Origin of the sequence: Ferriphaselus amnicola (assembly GCF_000974685.2) — a bacterium.
GTDB lineage: Bacteria > Pseudomonadota > Gammaproteobacteria > Burkholderiales > Gallionellaceae > Ferriphaselus > Ferriphaselus amnicola.
Window position 1 is genome coordinate 202,659 of the sequence record NZ_AP018738.1, and the last position, 20,847, is coordinate 223,505.

General features: G+C 59.0%; 17 protein-coding genes and 1 tRNA gene. 11 read left to right on the forward strand and 7 right to left on the reverse strand.

The annotated features are described in order from the left end of the window. Positions 1-70 precede the first annotated feature (70 nt). The 9 genes from OYT1_RS00945 to OYT1_RS00985 all read left to right on the forward strand — a co-directional run bounded on the left by OYT1_RS00945 (position 71) and on the right by OYT1_RS00985 (position 12,405). Positions 71-631 (forward strand): YqgE/AlgH family protein, encoded by a 561-nt coding sequence (locus OYT1_RS00945; protein ID WP_062625895.1) that lies wholly within the window; start codon positions 71-73, stop codon positions 629-631. After that, positions 624-1,082: a Holliday junction resolvase RuvX gene (gene ruvX / locus OYT1_RS00950; RefSeq protein WP_062625764.1), complete on the forward strand. Its 459-nt coding sequence runs from the start codon at positions 624-626 to the stop codon at positions 1,080-1,082. Before OYT1_RS00945 ends, ruvX begins: the two co-directional genes overlap by 8 nt. Continuing rightward, complete coding sequence (locus tag OYT1_RS00955; protein ID WP_062625763.1) at positions 1,079-2,035, forward strand: aspartate carbamoyltransferase catalytic subunit; 957 nt, start codon at positions 1,079-1,081, stop codon at positions 2,033-2,035. Before ruvX ends, OYT1_RS00955 begins: the two co-directional genes overlap by 4 nt. Continuing rightward, positions 2,032-3,306 (forward strand): dihydroorotase, encoded by a 1,275-nt coding sequence (locus tag OYT1_RS00960; RefSeq protein WP_062625762.1) that lies wholly within the window; start codon positions 2,032-2,034, stop codon positions 3,304-3,306. The genes OYT1_RS00955 and OYT1_RS00960 overlap by 4 nt, the downstream gene beginning before the upstream one ends. A 63-nt stretch (positions 3,307-3,369) precedes the next feature. Beyond that, positions 3,370-5,418, forward strand: coding sequence for a M3 family metallopeptidase (locus OYT1_RS00965; protein ID WP_062625761.1), 2,049 nt, complete (start codon positions 3,370-3,372; stop codon positions 5,416-5,418). Between the two features lie 12 nt (positions 5,419-5,430). Next, complete coding sequence (hrpA, locus tag OYT1_RS00970; protein WP_062625760.1) at positions 5,431-9,204, forward strand: ATP-dependent RNA helicase HrpA; 3,774 nt, start codon at positions 5,431-5,433, stop codon at positions 9,202-9,204. 94 nt (positions 9,205-9,298) lie between these two features. After that, positions 9,299-10,576 (forward strand): DUF445 domain-containing protein, encoded by a 1,278-nt coding sequence (locus tag OYT1_RS00975; RefSeq protein ID WP_197714098.1) that lies wholly within the window; start codon positions 9,299-9,301, stop codon positions 10,574-10,576. 19 nt (positions 10,577-10,595) lie between these two features. Next, the gene (gene hemW / locus OYT1_RS00980) at positions 10,596-11,789 is read left to right on the forward strand and encodes a radical SAM family heme chaperone HemW (protein WP_062625759.1); all 1,194 of its coding nucleotides are present in this window, start codon (positions 10,596-10,598) and stop codon (positions 11,787-11,789) included. 34 nt (positions 11,790-11,823) lie between these two features. Beyond that, positions 11,824-12,405, forward strand: a complete 582-nt coding sequence (locus tag OYT1_RS00985; protein WP_062625758.1) for a histidine phosphatase family protein — start codon at positions 11,824-11,826, stop codon at positions 12,403-12,405. A 3-nt stretch (positions 12,406-12,408) separates the two neighbouring features. Here OYT1_RS00985 and trmB read toward each other — a convergent pair whose 3' ends face one another. Then, positions 12,409-13,086 (reverse strand): tRNA (guanosine(46)-N7)-methyltransferase TrmB, encoded by a 678-nt coding sequence (gene trmB / locus OYT1_RS00990; RefSeq protein WP_062625757.1) that lies wholly within the window; start codon positions 13,084-13,086, stop codon positions 12,409-12,411. Between the two features lie 112 nt (positions 13,087-13,198). Here trmB and OYT1_RS00995 point away from each other — a divergent pair, with 112 nt between their 5' ends. Next, positions 13,199-15,637, forward strand: a complete 2,439-nt coding sequence (locus OYT1_RS00995; RefSeq protein WP_062625756.1) for an EAL domain-containing protein — start codon at positions 13,199-13,201, stop codon at positions 15,635-15,637. Here OYT1_RS00995 and OYT1_RS01000 read toward each other — a convergent pair. Beyond that, the gene (locus OYT1_RS01000) at positions 15,634-16,422 is read right to left on the reverse strand and encodes a thiazole synthase (RefSeq protein ID WP_062625755.1); all 789 of its coding nucleotides are present in this window, start codon (positions 16,420-16,422) and stop codon (positions 15,634-15,636) included. The genes OYT1_RS00995 and OYT1_RS01000 overlap by 4 nt on opposite strands. 23 nt (positions 16,423-16,445) lie before the next feature. Further along, entirely contained in the window at positions 16,446-16,649 is a 204-nt protein-coding gene (gene thiS / locus OYT1_RS01005; protein ID WP_062625754.1) for a sulfur carrier protein ThiS, read from the reverse strand. A 41-nt stretch (positions 16,650-16,690) separates the two neighbouring features. Here thiS and OYT1_RS01010 point away from each other — a divergent pair. Next, positions 16,691-16,764, forward strand: a tRNA-Gly gene (locus tag OYT1_RS01010). A 15-nt stretch (positions 16,765-16,779) separates the two neighbouring features. On the opposite strand, the gene OYT1_RS01015 is transcribed toward OYT1_RS01010, so the two are convergent. Genes OYT1_RS01015 through hemC form a run of 4 tightly spaced genes read right to left on the reverse strand, consistent with a single transcriptional unit; the run spans position 16,780 to position 20,765 of the window. After that, positions 16,780-17,955, reverse strand: a complete 1,176-nt coding sequence (locus OYT1_RS01015; RefSeq protein WP_062625753.1) for a heme biosynthesis HemY N-terminal domain-containing protein — start codon at positions 17,953-17,955, stop codon at positions 16,780-16,782. Next, the gene (locus tag OYT1_RS01020; protein WP_062625752.1) at positions 17,952-19,055 is read right to left on the reverse strand and encodes a uroporphyrinogen-III C-methyltransferase; all 1,104 of its coding nucleotides are present in this window, start codon (positions 19,053-19,055) and stop codon (positions 17,952-17,954) included. The genes OYT1_RS01015 and OYT1_RS01020 overlap by 4 nt, the downstream gene beginning before the upstream one ends. Then, positions 19,052-19,822 (reverse strand): uroporphyrinogen-III synthase, encoded by a 771-nt coding sequence (locus OYT1_RS01025; RefSeq protein ID WP_062625751.1) that lies wholly within the window; start codon positions 19,820-19,822, stop codon positions 19,052-19,054. Before OYT1_RS01025 ends, OYT1_RS01020 begins: the two co-directional genes overlap by 4 nt. Then, entirely contained in the window at positions 19,815-20,765 is a 951-nt protein-coding gene (gene hemC / locus OYT1_RS01030) for a hydroxymethylbilane synthase (protein WP_062625750.1), read from the reverse strand. Before hemC ends, OYT1_RS01025 begins: the two co-directional genes overlap by 8 nt. Between the last annotated feature and the right edge of the window lie 82 nt (positions 20,766-20,847).

A 20,847-nucleotide genomic window follows, 5' to 3' on the forward strand; every position in this document is an offset into this window, starting at 1 on the left:
GATGGCAATGGCTCCGCCACCTGTAATCAGTGAAATTGTGCCGGGCGCTGCATCCGATTACAATGCAGCCATGTCGAACTTCAATCTCAGTCACCACTTCCTGATCGCGATGCCTGCGATGCAGGATCCGTATTTCGCCAAGACGCTCACCTACATTTGCGAGCACTCAGATCAGGGGGCGATGGGCATCGTCGTCAATCGGCCGATCAGCCTGACGGTCGGCGAGCTCTTCGAACAGATCAAGGTTCCATTGCAGGATGGGGATCGTGGGCGCGAGCTGGTACATTTTGGTGGGCCGGTGCAAACGGATCGTGGTTTCGTGCTGCATGAGCCCAAGGGGCGCTGGCAATCTACTCTGGCGATCAACGACAAGGTCGGCCTGACCACTTCCAAAGACATTTTGCAAGCCGTGGGCGAAGGCAATGGCCCCGAAAATCTGCTGATCACGCTGGGCTATGCCGGTTGGGAGCAAGGGCAGTTGGAAAGCGAACTGGCCCAGAATGCTTGGCTGACAGTGGCCGCCGACGAGCACATCTTGTTCGACATGCCTGCTGAGGAGCGTTACGCCGCTGCGATGGCCAAGCTGGGTGTGGATTACGCCACCCTGTCGGAAGAAGCCGGTCATGCCTGACGGCGTGTCCGCACCTGATTTTTCTGGAATCCTGCTGGCGTTCGACTTTGGCGAAAAGCGCATCGGTGTGGCCACCGGCAACACCCTACTGAATTCTGCCCAGCCACTCACCACCATCAGCACCGAAAAGACTGACGAGCGTTTTGCTGCCATCGCCAAGCTGTTGGCAGAGTGGCAGCCGAGCGCCTTGGTGGTGGGTTTGCCCTGCCATGAGGATGGCGCTCCGCACCAGATGACAGCCCTGTGTCGCCGCTTCGCCAACCGTTTGAAAGGCCGTTTCAAATTGCCTGTCATTCTGGTGGATGAGCGCTATACTTCCGCCGCCGCGAGCGAGGCGCTGACTGCCCGTGGCATCCACGGCATCAAACAAAAACCGCTGCTCGACCAAGTGGCTGCGCAGCACATCTTGCAGGCGTATTTCGATGAACCAACGACAGGAATTCTGGCGTGAATAATCCACAGTTAAACAAGCACGGCGAGCTACAGCATTTGCTGACCACCGAAGGTTTACCCGCCCGTATCGTGCGCGACATCCTTGATCGCGCCGAAGGATTTCTCGGCACCGCTGACGAGCGCGAGATCCGCAAAGTGCCGCTGTTGCACGGCAAATCAGTGTTCAACATCTTCTTCGAGAACAGCACGCGCACCCGCACCACGTTCGAGATCGCCGCCAAAAAACTGTCCGCCGACGTGGTCAACCTCAACATCGGCTCGTCTTCCACCAGCAAGGGTGAAACGCTGCTGGATACCGTGGACAACCTGTGTGCGATGCACGCCGATATGTTCGTCGTCCGCCACTCCACCAGCGGCGCGGCGCACCTGATTGCGAAGCATGTCGCGCCCAGCATCCACGTCATCAACGCGGGCGATGGCCGCCATGCGCACCCGACGCAAGCGCTGCTCGACATGTTCACCATCCGCCACTACAAGAAAGAATTCCACAACCTGCGCGTGGCCATCGTCGGCGACGTGCTGCATTCCCGCGTGGCGCGCTCGCAGATCCACGCGCTGACTACGCTGGGTGTGCCAGAAGTGCGCGTGATCGCGCCCAAGACGCTGCTACCGACAGCGGTGGAGAATCTGGGTGTGCAGGTCTATCACGACATGGAGCGCGGCTTGAAAGACGTGGATGTGGTGATGATGTTGCGCTTACAGAACGAGCGCATGCAGGGCGCGTTGCTGCCTTCGGCGCAGGAATACTTCAAATACTACGGGTTGACGCAGGAACGGCTGGCCGTTGCCAAGTCTGACGCCATCGTGATGCACCCCGGCCCAATGAATCGTGGCGTGGAGATCGACTCCAGCGTGGCTGACGGCGCGCAGTCGGTCATTCTGCCGCAAGTGACGTTCGGCATCGCGGTGCGCATGGCGGTGATGAGTACGCTCGCGGGAGGCAAACAATGAACATCCATATCAAGAATGGTCGCTTGATCGACCCCAAGAACAAGCTCGATGCCAAGCAAGATGTGTTCATCGCTGACCGCCGCATCGTCGCCATCGGACTCGCGCCTGCCGGTTTCGTCGCTGAACAGGTGATCGATGCTGCCGGGCTGATCGTTATGCCGGGGTTGGTGGACATCGCAGCACGTTTGCGCGAGCCCGGCTACGAATACCGTGCCACGCTGGAATCCGAGATGAGCGCAGCCGTGGCGGGCGGCGTGACGTCGCTGTCTTGTCCGCCGGATACCGATCCGCCGCTGGATGAGCCTGGGCTGGTTGAGATGCTCAAGCACCGCGCCCGCTCGCTGAATCAATGTCGCGTGTTTCCGATTGGGGCGCTGACTTACGGTCTGAAAGGCGCTGAGCTGACCGAGATGATCGAGCTGACCGACGCGGGCTGCAAAGCCTTCAGTCAGGCGGATGCGCCGCTGACGGACACTCGCGTGCTGTTGCGCGCCATGCAGTACGCCGCCACGTTCGGCTACCGCGTCTGGCTGCGCCCGCAAGATAGCTTCCTTGCCAAGAATGGCGTGGCGCATGACGGTGTGGTGTCCACCCGCTTAGGGCTACCGCCGATCCCCGTGGTGGCGGAGACCATAGCCTTGTCCACCATTTTGCAACTCGCCCGCGAGACGGGGGTTGCACTGCACATCTGCCGCATCTCCAGCGCTGCTGGGGTCGAAATGGTGCGCGCCGCCAAGCGCGAAGGATTGAACGTGACGTGCGATGTGTCGATGAACCACGTCCATCTGACCGAAATGGACATCGGCTTCTTCGATGCCAACTGCCACCTCGTCCCGCCACTGCGCAGCCTGCGCGACAAAGCGGCGCTCCGTGCTGGTCTGGTCGATGGCACCATAGACTCGATCTGTTCCAATCACTCGCCAGTAGATGAAGATGCCAAGCAACTACCCTTCGCCGAGGCGGAAGCGGGCGCGACAGGTATCGAACTGTTATTGCCGCTGGCACTAAAATGGGCAGAACAGGAAAACGTGCCGCTGGTAGATGCCTTGGCACGGATCACCATCAACTCGGCGCAGTTGCTGGGCGTGAAGATGGGGCATCTGAGCATCGGCGCTCACGCCGACCTATGCGTATTCGACCCTGCTGCTGCGTGGAAAGTCGAGCCAGCCGCGCTCAAGAGTCAAGGCAAGAACACCCCGTTCAACGGCTACGAGATGCAAGGTCGGGTGCGTTATACCTTGCTCGATGGGCAGCTCGTATTCCAACAGTAGGGGCCTCACTCAACTTATCGAACCTGCTACGGCAGGTTTTTGACTTTCATCGGAACTCGCCACATGAACCCACTACTCGATTCCTCCGGTCTGCCGCGTTTTGCGGAGATCAAATCTGAACACGTCACGCCTGCCGTCGAGCAACTGCTGTCGGACAACCGCGCACTGATCGCGCGTCTGCTGGCAGATGAGTCTGCGCCCACTTGGGATAGCTTCATGCTGCCGCTGGAAGAAGCCAACGAGCGCATGTCGCGCGCTTGGGGGCCGGTCGGGCATTTGAACGCGGTGATGAATTCGCCCGAATTGCGCGAGGTGTACAACGCCAACCTGCCCAAGATCACCCAGTATTACGCCGAGTTGGGGCAGAATCTGGCGCTGTTCAACAAGGTCAAGGCGCTACGCGCCAGTGCTGAGTTCGACACCCTCTCGGTAGCCCGCAAGAAGATCGTCGAGAACGAGCTGCGCGATTTCCGTCTGGGTGGTGCCGAACTGCCGGACGAGGTGAAGGCGCGCTTTCTCGCCATCCAAGAGGAGCACTCCGCACTCAGCTCGCGCTATTCCGACAATCTGCTGGACGCGACCAATGCCTTCGAGCGCGTGGTCGAGGACGAAGCTGAATTGGCGGGGTTGCCGGACGATGCCAAACAAGCCGCCCGCGAAGCGGCTGAAGCCGCAGGCAAGAACGGCTGGCTGTTCAGTCTGAAAGCACCGTCCTACTTGCCGCTGATGCAGTACGCCGACAATCGCGCCCTGCGCGAAGAGATGTATCGCGCGTACAGCACCCGCGCCGCCGAATTCGGCAAACAGGAGCTGGACAACACGCCGCTGATGGCGCAATTGCTCAAGTTGCGCGCTGAAGAAGCGGCGCTGCTGGGCTTTAACAATGCCGCCGAGTTGTCGCTGGCGACCAAAATGGCTAACACGCCGCAGCAAGTGCTGGATTTCCTACGTGAACTGGCGCGTCGCGCCCGTCCTTTCGCCGAACAAGACTTAGCCGAGTTGCGCGAATTTGCACGCGCCGAGTTGGGGCTGGACGATCCGCAGTCCTGGGACATCGCCTACATCAGCGAGAAGCTGCGCGAGCGCCGCTACGCCTTCTCCGAGCAAGAGGTGAAGCAATATTTCCCCGAGGACGCGGTGCTGGCGGGCATGTTCAGCGTCACTGAGACGCTGTTCGGCGTGAAGTTGCGTGCTTCGGTCGCTCCGGTGTGGCATGAAGACGCGCGTTTCTTCGACATACTGGATGCGAAAGGCAAGCTGATCGGCCAGTTCTACCTCGATCTGTACGCCCGCGCCAGCAAACGCGGCGGCGCGTGGATGGACGATGCCGTGACCCGTCGCCGACTGGCCTCGGGCGCAATTCAAACGCCAGTCGCTTATCTCAACTGCAACTTCTCCGCTCCGGTGGGCGGCAAGCCTGCCGTGTTCACCCACGACGAGGTCATCACCCTGTTCCACGAGTTCGGCCACGGCCTGCACCATCTGCTGACCGAGATCGAAGACCTGCCGGTGTCCGGCATCAACGGTGTGGAATGGGACGCGGTCGAGCTGCCCAGCCAGTTCATGGAGAACTTCTGCTGGGAGTGGTCGGTGCTGCAAGGCATGACCCGTCATGTGGAGAGCGGCGCGACCCTGCCGCGCGAACTGTTCGACAAGATGCAGGCCGCGAAGAACTTCCAGAGCGGTCTAGCCACCTTGCGCCAGATCGAGTTTTCCTTGTTTGATATGCGCTTGCACAGCGACTTCGATCCGAATTCGGGCAAATCCGTGTTGCAACTGCTGGACGAGGTTCGACTAGAGGTTGCCGTGCTGATCCCGCCTAGTTTCAATCGCTTCCCCAACAGCTTCTCGCATATCTTCGCGGGCGGCTATTCGGCGGGTTATTACAGCTACAAATGGGCCGAAGTGCTGTCTGCCGATGCCTATAGCCTGTTCGAGGAGACCGGTGTACTCAACGCCGATACCGGCGCACGTTTCCGCCGCGAAGTGCTGGCAGTAGGCGGTCATCGCCCAGCGATGGATTCCTTCGTCGCCTTCCGTGGCCGCGAACCTAAGATTGATGCGCTGCTGCGCCATAACGGGCTGGTGGACGAGGCGCTAGAGGCGCTCTGATTGTCCGGTAGCATGAAGCCTGTTGTGCTGTCCGCGATCGCTGAGCGCCGTTTGGCGCGGCTGAACCAGCTCACGCCGTTCGAGTTTCCCGCCGATCTGCCGGTGGTCGCGCGGCGAGAGGAGTTGGCACGTGCTATCGCCGAGAATCACGTAGTGATTGTCTGCGGCGAAACCGGCTCGGGCAAGACTACCCAGCTTCCCAAGATTTGCCTGAGCCTCGGGCGCGGTGTGAACGGTGTCATCGCCCACACCCAGCCGCGCCGAGTGGCGGCGCGCACCGTGGCCAATCGCATCGCCCACGAGCTGAAAAGCGAACTCGGCGGCGCGGTCGGCTACAAGGTGCGCTTTAACGATAAAGTCTCGCCCGACAGCTGCGTCAAGCTGATGACCGACGGCATCCTGCTGGCCGAAATCCACAGCGACCCTAAACTGCGTCAGTACGACACCATCATCCTCGACGAGGCCCACGAGCGCTCGCTCAACATCGACTTCCTGCTCGGCTACCTCAAACGTCTCCTGCCGCAGCGCCCCGACCTCAAGCTCATCATCACCTCGGCCACGCTGGATGCGGAGCGCTTCTCCAAGCACTTTGGTGGTGCGCCAGTGTTGCAGGTCTCCGGTCGCAGCTATCCCGTCGAAGTGCGTTACCGTCCCTTGCAGGACACTGCCGAAGGCGAGCCGGAAGATGTGCCGCAGGCGGTGTGCCGGGCGCTGGATGAGTTGAGTATCGGGGCAACTGGACTTCGGGGCGATGTATTGGTGTTTCTGCCAGGAGAGCGCGAGATACGCGAAACGGCGGAAGCCTTGCGCAAGCACCACCCCAAACATGTGGAGATCCTGCCGCTGTTCTCGCGCCTGTCTGCCGCCGAGCAGGATAGGGTGTTCAAACCGACCAACCAGCGGCGCGTGGTGCTTGCCACCAACGTGGCCGAGACCTCGCTCACCGTACCTAACATCGGCTATGTGATCGACTCCGGGCTGGCGCGCATCAACCGCTATAGCATCCGCCAAAAAGTGGAGCAGTTGCGCATCGAGAAGATCGCCCGCGCCGCCGCCAATCAGCGTGCCGGGCGCTGCGGACGAGTGATGAGCGGCATCTGCGTGCGGCTGTACGACGAGGCGGACTTTGCCCAACGCGCCGAGTTCACCGATGCCGAGATATTCCGCGTCTCGCTGGCGACGGTGATCCTGCGCATGGCATCACTGAACCTCGGCGACATCGCCGAGTTTCCTTTCATCGAGCCGCCCGGCTCACGTTCCATTGCCGATGGCTATCAGCTCTTGCAGGAATTGGCAGCGATGGATGAACAGCGGGTGCTAACTTCCATCGGTCGCGAACTGTCCAAGCTACCGCTCGACCCCAAAGTGGCGCGGCTGTTGCTGGCTGGACGGCAGTACCAATGCTTGACCGAGATTCTCATCATCGCCAGCGCCTTGTCGCTGCAAGACCCGCGTGACCGGCCACAGGAACGGCGCGAGGCCGCCGATGCCGCGCACCAGCGTTTCAACGACGAGCGCTCCGACTTTCTCGGCTACCTAAAAATCTGGGCATGGTTCCAGCAGGCAGTGCAGCACAAGAAATCCAACCGCCAACTGGCCGACCAGTGTCGTGAGAGCTTTTTGTCGCCGCTGCGCCTGCGCGAATGGCACGACCTGCATCAGCAGCTGCACGCCCAAGTGCTGGAGATGGGGCTGCGCCTCAATGAGCAGCCCGCCAGCTATGAGCAGTTGCACAAGGCGCTGCTCACTGGCTTGCTGGGCAACATCGGGATGCGTAGTGTGGAAGGTATGGATTACCTCGGTGCGCGCGGCATCAAGTTCTTCATTGCGCCCAATTCGGTGCTGGCCAAGAAAGGCGCAAAGTGGGTGATGGCGGCGGAACTGGTGGAGACGCACAAGCTCTATGCGCGCTGCGTGGCCCGCATAGAGCCGCAGTGGCTGGAGGAAGTCGGTGCTCATGTGATCAAGCGTCACTACTTCGATCCGCACTGGGAGAAGAAAGCAGCGCAGGTGGCCGCTTGGGAGCGCAGCACCCTGTTCGGGCTGGTCATCAACCCCAAGAAGCGCGTACATTACGGGCCGATGGCGCCAGAGGAATCGCGCGAGGTGTTCATCCGTCAGGCGCTGGTCGAGGGCGAGTTCGAGACGCGCGCTCCGTTCTTCGCCCACAACCAGAAGCTGATCCGCGACATCGAGGCGCTGGAACACAAAGCGCGTCGCCCGGATGTACTGGTGGACGACGAGCTGATCTTCGCCTTCTACGCTGCACGGATCCCGGCGGGCATCCACAACGGCGCGGCGTTCGAGCATTGGCGCAAGGAAGCGGAACGCGAGAACGCTAAGTTGCTGCACCTGAAAAAAGACGACCTGATGCGCCACGAGGCGGCAGGCATCACCACTGACCAGTTCCCGCCGCAGTTGGTGATGAGTGGTGTCAGCTATGCGCTGAACTACCACTTCGCACCCGGCGACAAAGACGACGGCGTGACGCTGGCCGTGCCGCTGGCGTTCATCAATCAGGTGTCGGCGACGCAGTGCGAGTGGCTGGTGCCGGGGCTGCTGGCTGATAAAGTGACGCAACTGCTCAAGACCTTGCCGCAGAAACTGCGTCGCCATCTGGTACCTGTCCCCGAGTTCGCCGCCGCCTTCTGCCGCGAAGTGCCGCCGTCGGATACACCGTTGTTGCAGGCGCTTGCGCGTTACATCCGCCAGCAAAAGCAACTCGAAGCACCGCTGGATGCCTTCCGGCTGGAGCAGTTGCAAGCCCACTTGTTGATGAACTTCCGGGTGGTGGACGAGCACGGACGACAACTTGGCATGTCGCGCAACTTTGTTCAATTGCGCGGGGAACTGGCACCGAAAGTATCGCCTGCCTTGGCAAAGAGTGCGCATGAAAACTCTCCTCGCCTGCAGGCGGGAGAGGGGGATCGGGGCAGCGCAACTCGTCACTCCACCTGGGATTTCGGCGACTTCATCGATACTACTCAGATCACGCGCGTCGGTCAGACGATCACGGTGTTCAATGCCTTGCACGATGAGGGTGATGCCGTGACTCGGCGCATCTTCGACACTCGCGAGGAAGCGCAGGCCGCCCATCGCAAAGGCCTGGCGCGGCTGTTCATGTTGGCACTCAAAGAGCAGGTGAAGTTCTTGGAAAAGAGCTTGCCCGGCTTGCAGGCGCTGGCGATGCAGTTCATGCCTTTTGGCAATCAGCAGGATCTGTTGCGGCAGATCCTCGCCGTGACCTTCGAGCGTTGCTGCCTGATGGAGCCGTTGCCGAGTAATGAAAAGGAATTCCTTGCCCGCAGCAAAGATGCCAAAGGGCGGATCTCGCTGGTGGCGCAAGAGATTGTGCGGCTGGCGGCGGCGGTGTTGACCGAGCACGCGCAGGCGCAGAAAGCGCTGCAAGCCGCCAAGTCACATGCACAAGCTGCGCAGGACATGCGCTCCCAGCTCGACGCGCTGTTGGGCAAGACCTTCATCGAACGTACGTCCTACGAGCGGCTGCAACATCTGCCGCGCTACCTCAAGGCGATCAACGTGCGGTTGGAAAAGTTGCGTTCCAACCCAGCCCGCGATGCCCAGCAACAAGCACAGTTGCAGCCCTTGCAGCAGCAATGGCAGCGCCGCATCTCGGCACAGCAGGGCGAGACCGATCCACGTTTGGAGGATTTCTTCTGGTTGATGCAGGAGCTGCGCGTCTCGCTGTTCGCGCAAGAACTAAAGACGCCGGTGATCGTGTCAGTTAAGCGGCTGGAGAAAGCGCTGGAAGCGCTGGGGAGGTAGTACCTCATCCCGTGAAACGGGGGATTCCAAATGTAGCGATGGAAGGGCGTGAGTGAGTATGCGCTATACTTATTCCGATAAGGGAGCGAACAGCATGAAGCAACTCAGCCAGATCGAGCAACTCCAGCGAATGAAGCGCTTAGCGCTCTATTTGTTGCTGTCGGCGGCGGTGTTGTATGCACTGGCGATCGTGTTGCATCGCTTTCATCCTCTGTTTGCTTATGTCGCTGCATTCGCTGAGGCTGCGATGGTGGGGGCGATTGCCGATTGGTTCGCTGTCGTAGCGCTGTTCCGCCGTCCCTTGGGCTTGCCCATTCCGCACACGGCCATCATCCCGCAAAGCAAGAAACGCATCGGCGAGAATCTTGCCACGTTCATCTGCCAGCATTTTTTAAGCACTGCGCAGGTGCTGAGCAAGATCCGCGAATTTGATCCGGCGAACAAGCTGGCGAGCTGGCTCGCTGCACCGCGTAATGCACAACTCACAGGGCGATTATTGACGGATGCTGCCCGTTACAGTTTGGATGCACTGGCCGACCAGCGGGTGCAGCATTTTATCCGCGACACCGCCATCGCCAGACTGGATCAAATTGACTTAGCCAAGGCCGGCGGACAGATGTTGGACATCCTCACCAGTGAGCGGAGACATCAGGCTGTGCTGGATGAGCTATTAAGGATGCTGGATGAAGTGATGGCTCACCCAGAGGTGCAAACGAAGTTGGCCGAAGCCATCGCCGAAGAGTTGCGCAGTCTGGAGTATTTAGGCTGGACGCTGCGGCGTCTGGGTGCGGATCAGTGGGGCGGTCAATTTTCCACGGCTAAGCTGGTGAGCGGTTTGTCCTCGCTCATCGCCGAAGTTTCACACGATCCTCAGCATGCGCTGCGCCTGCGTTTCGATCACTACATGATGGAATTCATCGCGCGCCTCAAGAGTGACCCTGAGATGCACTTGCGTGGACAGGAAATCAAGGCGCACTTCTTGCAGCATCCGCAGTTGGCTGAAACGCTGGCGCAGACTTGGCGTGATGTGCTGACTTGGCTGAAAGAGGATCTGGGGCGGGAAGATTCCACTGTCCGTGTCAGGATCGAGGAAAGTGCCCAGTTGTTGGGTGAGAAATTGCAGGCCGATCAAGCGATGCAGAGTTGGGTCAACGAGCAACTTCTTTCTGTCGCGCCGCAGTGGATCGAGAAATACCGAGAAGACATCCGTCGTTACATCATCAGCCGAGTGGATGCTTGGGGCGCCGATGAACTGGTGAGTGCGCTGGAAACCAATATCGGTAAGGACCTCCAGTTCATCCGCATCAATGGCACGCTGGTGGGCGGCACCATCGGACTGCTGATCTACACACTGACGCAGTGGCTTCGCTGACTGCCTGTAAAATGGCGGCATGAGTACTCAAATCCTCCAGCCATTCGGGCTGAAATCCCACGCCGTCAACTTCAGAGCTATGCCACCGCTGGCGCTGTACGTCCATGTGCCTTGGTGCGTGCGCAAATGCCCTTACTGCGATTTCAATTCGCACGAGATGCGCGGTGGCCTGCCGGAAGACGCTTATGTCGAGGCGTTATTGCGTGATCTGGAGTTTTCCCTGCCGCTGATCTGGGGGCGCAAGGTCTATAGCATCTTCATTGGCGGCGGCACGCCCAGTTTGTTGAGCGGTGCAGCGCTGGAAAAGTTGCTTACCGGCCTACGCATGCGCTTGCCGATGGACGTGAATGCCGAGGTCACGCTGGAGGCGAATCCCGGCACGGTGGAGGCGGAGCGCTTTGCTGCTTACCGCGACGCAGGCGTTAATCGACTGTCGATGGGTATTCAGAGCTTCAACGACGCGCACCTCACGGCGCTTGGGCGCATCCATTCCGGTGACGAGGCACGACGTGCCATCGAGTTGGCGCAGAAGCATTTCGACAATTTCAACCTCGACCTGATGTACGCGCTGCCGGAGCAGACGCTGGAACAGGCCGAGTCCGATGTCTGCACTGCGCTGAGCTTTGCTCCGCCGCATCTTTCCTGTTATCACCTCACGCTGGAGCCGAACACTTTGTTCGCGCATCAGCCGCCCTCGCTGCCGGACGACGATGCCAGCGCCGCCATGCAGCAGCGCATCGTCGAATTACTGGCTGGGCACGGCTACCAGCACTACGAGACATCAGCCTACGCCCAACCACGCAAGCGCTCGCGTCACAACCAGAATTACTGGCAGTTTGGCGATTACCTCGGCATCGGCGCAGGCGCGCATAGCAAGCTGAGCTTTCACGACAAGGTGATTCGTCAAGCCCGCTACAAGCAGCCACAGGCGTATCTTGATGCTATTGCCAAAGCTGATCCGGTACAAAGCGAGCACACGCTCACGCGCAACGACTTGAGCTTCGAGTTCATGATGAACGCGCTGCGGCTGAACGAGGGTTTCGACGCGGCGCTGTTCGAAGAGCGTACCAGCTTGCCTTTGCTGCTGATCCGACGCGAACTGGCCGAGGCCGAGCGGCGTGGTTTGTTGGTGCAAGAAGGCGGACGCCTTACGCCGACCGAACTCGGACAGCGCTTCCTCAATGATCTGCTGGAAATCTTCCTGTCGGACTGATACGCTGCAAGCCAGCCTAATTAAGGAGATTGCCATGTTCCAGCGCTTACTGATTTCGATGATTTTGATGTTCAGCGCAGGTCTTGCGCAGGCGGGTGGTGGGCTGGACATTTACTTTGTGCGTCATGCGCAGACGCTGGCAAACGCCAAAGGCGTGACCAACACGCATAACAGCAGCACGTTCTCGGATACCGGTTTGGCGCAGATCGAGGCGCTGACAGCGGCGCTTAAAAATTATCGCTTCGATGCGATTATGGTTAGCCCGACCGAGCGCACCCAGCAAACCCTCCGTCCCTATCTAGAACAAACGGGACAGTCGGCGGAAACTTGGCAGGAGATCACCGAGTGCTGCTGGCAACACGACCCCAGTAATGCAGCCTATGTCGCAGGCGCGGCACAGGTGAGTAAGGCGGCAGATATGATCCGTCAACGTTACGGAAATTCTGGCAAGACCATTCTGGTCGTTGCTCACTACCATTCTGGGCAGGTGTTGCTGGCTGATCTGCTGGGTGTGGATCGGGAGTCGCTGCCCGGTCTGGAGAACGCTCACATCACCCACCTGAAGCAGGATGCCAGCGGCAAGTTTTCCATCGTGACCATCAACGTCGAGCCCTGAGTCTCAACGCTTTCTAAAGATCAGATCCCAGACCCCGTGCCCTAGCTTGATTCCGCGCTGCTCAAACTTGGTCAGCGGTCGGTAATCGGGGCGGGGAGCGTAGCCGTCTGCGGTGTTCTCCAACTGCGGTTCGGCGGTGAATACGGCCAGTGCTTGCTCCGCGTATTCCTGCCAATCGGTGGCGAAGTGGATGTATCCACCCGTTTTGAGTTTGGGCATCAGGCTGGCGACGAAGGGTGATTGCACCAAGCGGCGTTTATTGTGGCGCGCCTTGTGCCACGGATCGGGGAAGTAGATATGCACGCCATCCAGCGACTCATCTGCGATCATGTCGCGCAACACTTCCACAGCATCGTGCTGGATGATGCGGATGTTGTTTAAGCCTTGCTCGTCGATCAGCTTGAGCAAGTTTCCTACCCCCGGCGTATGCACTTCCAGTGTCAGATAGTCGTTCTCAGGCTTGGCAGCAGCAATGGCGGCGGTGCTGTCACCCATGCCGAAGCCGATCTCCAAGATTCTTGGCGCGATGCGCCCGAAAGCCTTAGTCAAGTCAAGTGGTTGCGCTGAGTACTCGATCCCGAAGCGCGGCATGAGCGTGTCCACGCAACGCTGTTGAGCTGGCGAGACGCGTCCCTGACGTAATACGAAGCTGCGAATGTGACGGTGATTAGTTTCGGACATGACTTGATTATTGGAAAGAATAGCCGATAGGCTCGAATGGAGTAGAATTTTACCCGAGTCCGCTGTCACCACGGCGGACTCTTGAGCGTGGGCTGTCAAAAGGGAAGTATTGATGCAAGGTAGTTACGACATCTGGCTGGTCTTGTTGTCCATCGGCATCGCTGTCATGGCTTCGTACATCGGACTTGACATGGCTTCGCGCGTCAATCTCGCCAAACGTGTCCACCTGCGTCAGTTATGGCTGATAGGCGGAACGCTGTCGATGGGCTGCGGTATCTGGGCGATGCACTTCATCGGGATGTTGGCGTACAACCTACCTATCCCCGTTGCCTATCACATTCCAACCACGCTGCTTTCCTTGCTGGTGGCGAACTTGGTTTCTGGTCTGACGTTGTTCATGGCCAGTCGTAAATCGCTAGGTTGGATGAAGTTACTGCTGACTGGCACCATCATGGGCTTGGGGATCGCCGCCATGCACTACGTGGGGATGTCGGCCATGCAGATCGCACCGACGATTAATTATGACCTTCCGCTGTTCAGCTTATCCCTCATTATCGCGATCATCGCCGCAGTTGCCGCGCTGTACCTAGCCTTTTCTCTGCGTGACGAGAATAGCCCCAGCACCATCTGGAAGAAGGCTGGCAGCGCGATCCTCATGGGTATCGCTATCGTCGGCATGCACTTCACCGGAATGGCCGCTGCCGTCATTTCCCCAGATAGCATCTGTACGGCGGCCGCACCTGAATACAGTGGGGATGTGTTAGCTGTAATTGTGGCGATTTGCTCTGGCTTGATCGTTGCTGCTACTTTATTGCTGGGAATGCTGGATGCTCGGGTCGCTCGGCAAGCCGAGAAAGAGGTCCGCATGATGACGCGTGAGTTGCGCGACAGCGAGGAGCGCTTCCGTACCATGACCGAGCGGGTGCGTGACATTTTTAGCATCCTGAGCCCTGAAGGCATCGTTAAATACGAAAGTCCGGCGGTCATGGACGCCTTGGGTTACGAGCCGGAGGAGCTCATCGGCAATAATATGTTCGAATTGGTGCATCCACAGGATAACGAAGCCGTGCAGTATCAGTTCGAGCGAGTGCTGGCTGGCGAGGAGATGATTCGGCCGATCGAGTTTCGTTTCCGGCATAAGAATGGTACTTGGCGCATTTTGGAGGCTTTTGCTCGCAACGAGCTGGCCAATCCTGCTGTAGATGGCATCGTGGTGCACTCGCGTGATATCACCGAACATAAACAGTCCCAGCAGACCATCTGGAATCTAGCGCACCACGATGCGCTAACCGGTTTGCCCAACCGTAGTTTGCTGCAAGACCGAATCTTGCAGGCGATTCATCAGGCGCACCGTGAAGGGCACAAGCTCGCCGTGCTGTTCCTCGATCTCGATCATTTCAAACACATCAACGATTCGCTCGGTCATCACGTAGGTGATGCTCTGTTACAAGTCGCGGCGCAACGTATCGAGTCGTGTTTGCGTGAGGGAGATACCGTGGCGCGTTTGGGGGGCGATGAGTTTGTGGTTTTGCTGCCCTCGTTCCAGTCCGATGCCGATGTAGTGATGGTGGCTGACAAGATTCTGGAAGAGCTGGGCAAGCCGTTCGAAATCGACGGTCATGGCTTGCACATCGGCGTCAGTATTGGCATCAGCCAGTATCCACGAGACGGTAAAGAGCCTGGGCACTTGATGCGTATGGCAGATGCCGCGATGTATCACGCCAAGGCGAATGGTCGTAACAATGCCCAATTCTTCACCGAGCAGATTGACAGCGTGGCGCGCGAGCGGCTGCAGGTCGAGAATGGTTTGCGCCTCGCCATACAGCAAGGCGAGCTACGTCTGTACTATCAGCCCTTGGTGGACCTTAAGACCAATGTGGTGGTCGGTATGGAAGCGTTGATCCGTTGGGAGCATCCAGAGCGCGGATTACTCAGTCCCGGCAGCTTTGTCGAGATCGCTGAAGACACCGGCCTGATCTCCATCATCGGCGAATGGATACTCGGGGAGGCTTGTCATCAGGCCAAGCAGTGGAATGATCAAGGTTTTGCCTTGCAAGTCGCCATCAATCTTTCCGTGCGACAGTTCGACTCGGGGAATTTGCACCAAACGATCGTCCACGCGCTGCGGCAATCTGGTTTGCCTGCGCGGCAACTCAAGTTGGAGATCACCGAGAGCACCATGATCAGCAACATCGAGGAGACTTCGCAGTTGCTGGAACGGTTGCGCAGCCTCGGCATCCAGATCGCCATCGACGACTTCGGTACCGGCTATTCCAGCCTGAGTTACCTCAAGCGGTTCCCGATCGATACCCTGAAGATCGACCAGTCCTTCGTGCGCGACATTGGTGTGGATACGGACGACGAAGCCATTGTCACTGCCATTATTGCGGTAGCGCACAGCTTGAAGATGGGATTGGTTGCGGAAGGGATCGAAACCGAGCGTCAGCTCGACTTCCTGCGTGGACTAGGCTGCGACATCGGGCAGGGCTACTATTTCAGCAAGCCACTGCCGCCCGACGCATTTACTGAATTTATGAAGAATCGGACTTAACGTCCGATCATGCCCGAGGTCGGCGAGCTAGGCGTGGCGCTGTAAAACTTCCTCGGCATCCGTCCTGCCCGGTACGCTTCACGTCCCGCTTCCACAGCCTTTCTCATTGCCGAGGCCATCAGCACCGGATCTTGTGCAGCCGCGATCGCCGTGTTCATCAGCACGCCTTGGCAGCCTAGTTCCATCGCGATGGCCGCATCGGAAGCCGTACCTACGCCTGCATCTACGATCACCGGCACTTTCACGCGCTCTAGGATCAGCTGCAGATTCCACGGATTGAGGATGCCCATGCCCGAGCCGATCAGCGAGGCCAGCGGCATGATGGCTGCGCAGCCGATGTCTTCCAGTTGTTGCGCGATGATGGGATCGTCCGAGGTATAGACCATTACCTCGAAACCTTCTTTTACCAGTGTTTTGGCGGCAGCTAGGGTCTCCACCACGTTGGGATACAGCGACTGCGGATCGCCCAATACCTCCAGTTTCACCAGCCGATGGTCGTCCAACAGCTCTCGCGCCAAACGCAGTGTGCGCACGGCATCGTCTGCGCTGTAACAGCCAGCGGTGTTGGGCAGATAGGTGAATTCGGAAGGTGGCAGGAAGTCCAGCAGCGAAGCCTCGCCTGCGTTCTGGCCGATATTGGTGCGGCGGATCGCTACCGTCACGATGTCGGCACCGCTGGCATCGATAGCCGCGCGCGTTTGCGCAAAATCTTGGTACTTGCCAGTGCCCACCAGCAGGCGGGAAGAATACGCCTTGCCGGCGATGATCAGATTATCGTTGCTCATGTTTTTTCCGTAGTTAGGCTTGCTTAACCGCCGCCGACCGCGACGACGATCTCAAGTTTGTCACCCTCTGCCAGTCGCTGTTCGGCGAACTGGCTGCGCGGCACGATCTCTCCGTTGCGTTCGATAGCGATACGTTTGCCGACCAATTGCATTTGCTGAATGAGTTCGGCAACGCTGGGTGCAGGGTCGAAAGTTTGCGTTGCACCGTTGATAGAGACTGAAATCACTTGTTGGGTTGCCCGTGTTAGAATTGCGCCGCATTTTACATGCGGGTGTAGCTCAATGGTAGAGCAGAAGCTTCCCAAGCTTACGACGAGGGTTCGATTCCCTTCACCCGCTCCAACCTTTTCTAAATCCCTACCTTGCGCGATTGGTGCTCCGACGCTCGGCAGCCCGTCGATACTGTGTCAGTGCTTCGTCGGAATTCCCTTGTTGTTCTGCGAGTTGCCCGAGCGCGTAATGTGCGGCGCGGCTGGGTTTGACGCGCAGACTGGCGTTCAGGTAGTCGTGCGATTTGGCCCAAAGTTGTTGGTGCAGACTGAGTTTGCCTAGCGCAAGTAGTAGTCCGGCATCGTCGGGATGGGCTTTGAGCAGCTGTTCGGCTTGTTCGGTGCGCTTGGCGGCATCATTGCTTACGTGGTCGCCTAAGCAGGCGGCTAAGTCGCTGTCCCACTGAGTCTCCAGCGCGTGGATGATGATCTGCCATGCGAGGTGGGCGTTGCCTTGCGCGCTGAAAGTTTGCGCGGCAGCGAGGGCAATGTTTGCGCGGTGGCGCAGCTCTTCGGGAATCGCTTTCCAAGTCGCCAGTAGTTGTCCCGCATCGTGTGCATGGGCGCGTAGTTTTTCCTGCCAAGCATGTTGGCGAAGCTGACTTAGGCGGGTGACATCCAGCGCATGGCGCTGTTCTAGGTTGGTCAAACATTCCAGCACCGCATCCCAATTCCCTAGCATCTGCTGCGCTTTCAGCTCCAGATTCAATACCCCCGCGTGGTGTTTGCTGCCGATCTCGCGTAGAGCTTGTAAGGCGAGCAGCGCGGCTTGCGGCTGTTGTTCATCCAGTGCGAATTGCGCTTGTGCGGCTAACTTCATGGCGGAATCATCGTTGATGGCGGCGAGGAAGGCATCGCGCCGTTCGACTTCGCGGTGAGCGTGTGCGGCACGGGCGGCGATGACCGGTAGTACGTCGCTGGTTTCGCCCAGCCCCATCGCTTGTGTGGCCGCTTTTTCAGCGGTGCTATAACGTCCTTCAAGGAAGGCGGTCAGTGCGTCCAGAAACACGCCGCGTTTCTTTTCTTCGGCGCGCTCGGTGCGGAAACGGCGCACTTTATCCGGCAGGTTGAGGGCGTGGATCAGTAGTTGCGCGGATAGGAAGCTCAGTACGAACAGGCCGATCAACATGAGTGCGAACAGCGTCAACGAAAGGTGGATGCGGTAGGGCGCATAGACCAGCAGGACGTAGCCCGGATTGTGCGCTGCCAGCGAGAGTGCTACGGCAGCGGCAGCCAATACCAGCAGCCAGATCAGAAACTTCATTGCTTCGCTTTCTCGTGGGCCATGCGGTAGGCGCGCACTGCTTCAATGCTGCCATTGATGTCCGGCAGTTCGATGTTGATGTTTGCCGTACTCATCTTCTGCAAAGCGGTGAGTGCTTGCTTGCCATCCGTCGAATTAGCATCGAAGTAGCGCTTGACCCAGTCGGCCGCCGCTTTGAGATCGTTGCGGAAGCTGGTCTCGTCACGGGACAGCAAGGCTAACCGTGCAGACAGCAGGCGAAGTTTCAAATTCTCGCGCAGGAAGAATGATTCGGTCGGCGACAGTAAGGGCATCTCGCGCTTGCGCATGTCCTCGATGCGTACCATGTTGCGGGCTTCCTGCCAGATTTCGCGCCACAGGTGCTGCCAACTGTTTTCGTTGGTGGGCGTGGTGATCGGTGTAAGCATAGTCGGCTTGGCGGAGGTGGTCTGGCTGACTTCGTGATTCAGCGGGATGATTTCAGCTGCAACGATTAGGTTGTCGAGTCGCAAGGTGATGCCTGCCGTATCCACGGCGGGCAGGGTGCGCAACCTATCCATGTCGCCGTTGATGGACTTGCGCAGATTGTTCAGCGCAGGCCTATCCATGCGCTGCAAGCGACCATCTGCCTGCTGCATGGCGATCAGTGCCGCCTTGACGTTGGCTGAGAGTTGTAGCTGTTGAGAGGCGATCATCAGCATCTGCTCGACCTCGGCTAGCGCTGTCTCGTCGCGGTTGCTCGACATTTCCTGATACAGCGTCTCCAGTGCGGCGCGCTCACTTTGCGCTTCGGCATTGGCGCTTTCCAGTGCGGTGACCTTGTTGGTCAGCGCGCTCAGCGACTCCTGACTTTGCTTGACCAGCACCTGATTGGCCTTGTTATTGCCATCCATCTCGGTCAGGCGCTTGGCCAGTTCCTGCTGCAAGGTGTTGAGTTGGTGATGCGCATCGAACCATTGCCACACGAAGATGGCTAGCACGAGCGTCAACGTCATCTGGCCGATGCTGAGATTGGATAAAAAGTCGAACACGCTCCGCGTGCGTGCGATGCGCAGGGCGGCGGCATCCGGTGAGGAGTGTGGTTCGGGGTGGCCGTTCGGTGTAGGCGTCGTTTCGCTCATGATGATTTTCGCTGGTTTGCCCATGCTACCAAACCTGAGAGCAGGCCGTCATCACCTGTTGCAGTGATATGTACTTCGCCAAAGCCTAGTTGTTGTGCTTTTTCGGCGATGCGGGGGTGGAGGGTGAACAGCGGCAGGAGTGTGATGCGCTGTTTTTCTGTGCTATCCAGCAATTCCCACAGGTGACTCAATGCCTCGCTGCTAGTGATTGTGAGTGCATCGGGTGTGGTAGCCAGCAAGGTGGCGGCATCGAATGTTGGCTTGGCGCGCCGATAGCATTCTGCGTACTCAACGTGGGCGCCGCGTTGCTTGAGCGTATCGCCCAGCAACTCCCGTCCGCCGTCGCCGCGCAGGATCAACACGCGCTTTCCAGCCACATCTTGTAATTCTGGCAGAGTGAGCAGGGACTCACTGTCGAATTTCTCCTGCGGAGCGATGATGGGGCCGACCCCGAGTTCGCGCAGTGATTGGGCGCTCCCCTGACCGACGGTGGCGATGCGCAAATTTGATGGCAAGCCGCCGACTGATTGGATGGCGGCCATGCCGTACTGCACCGCGTTCGGGCTGATGAAAATGGCTAGTTGAAAGTCGGCCAGTCGCGCCAGTTGTGCGGCTAGTGCCTGCGGGTCAGCAGGCGGGGAGATTTCCAACAGGGGGAGCAACACCGGATTGCCGCCCAAGCGGCTGATGCTTTGCATCAGTTTCGTCGCTTGCTCGCGCGGGCGAGTGACGACGATGTTCAATCCGGCAAGGGGCGTGTCAGTCATTCAATGCCGCGAGGATCTCGCCAGCGCCCTGTGCCAGTAGCGCGTCGGCCACGGCATTACCCAGCGCTTCGGGGGCATCCTTGCTGCCAGCTTGCTCGGCGCGCAATACGCGACTGCCGTCCGGTGTGGCAACAAAGCCGCGCATCCTTAATTGACCATCGACCACCTCGACGAAGCCGCCCAGTGGCACTTGGCAGCTACCGGCCAGACGGCGGCTCATGGCGCGTTCGGCTAGCACGCAGGCGGCGGTGTCGGCATGGTGCAGTGGAGCAAGCGCCTGAACTAAGTCAGCGCGATCGGCGCGGCACTCGATGCCCAACGCACCTTGGCCGACGGCGGGCAGGCTTTCGTCAGAGGAGATCAATGCGCGGATGCGGTCGCCCAAACCCAGACGTTTCAATCCGGCAGCGGCGAGGATGATGGCGGCGTACTGGCCCTCGTCCAGCTTGCGCAAGCGGGTCTGCACGTTGCCACGCAGCGGCTGGATCACCAAATGAGGGAAGCGGGCGCGCAGCTGGCTTTCTCGGCGCAGACTGGATGTGCCGACTACGGAGCCGGCCGGCAGCGCTTCAAGGTTGGCATGATGATTGGAGACGAAAGCATCGCGCGGATCTTCGCGCTCGCCGATGCAGGCAAGGATGAAACCATCCGGCAGGTGCATGGGGACGTCTTTGAGTGAGTGCACCGCGATGTCTGCACGCCCCTCTTCCAATGCTGTTTCCAGCTCTTTTACGAACAAGCCTTTGCCGCCGATCTTCGATAGCGTGACATCTAAAATACGGTCGCCTTGGGTGGTCATCCCTAGGATGCTGACTTCGGTTTCTGGGTATAATGCGCGCAAACGATCCCGTATATGTTCTGCTTGCCACATCGCCAAGGCGCTTTCACGCGAGGCAATGACTAGTTTAGCGGGAGCGGTGTGAGTATGGGATGCCTGGCTCATTGAGTAGAGATTCCTGATGTCTTGATTGAGATTTTGTGCGCGGCGCATTCTAGCATGGCGTTTGCGCGCGCGTTATCGTCCA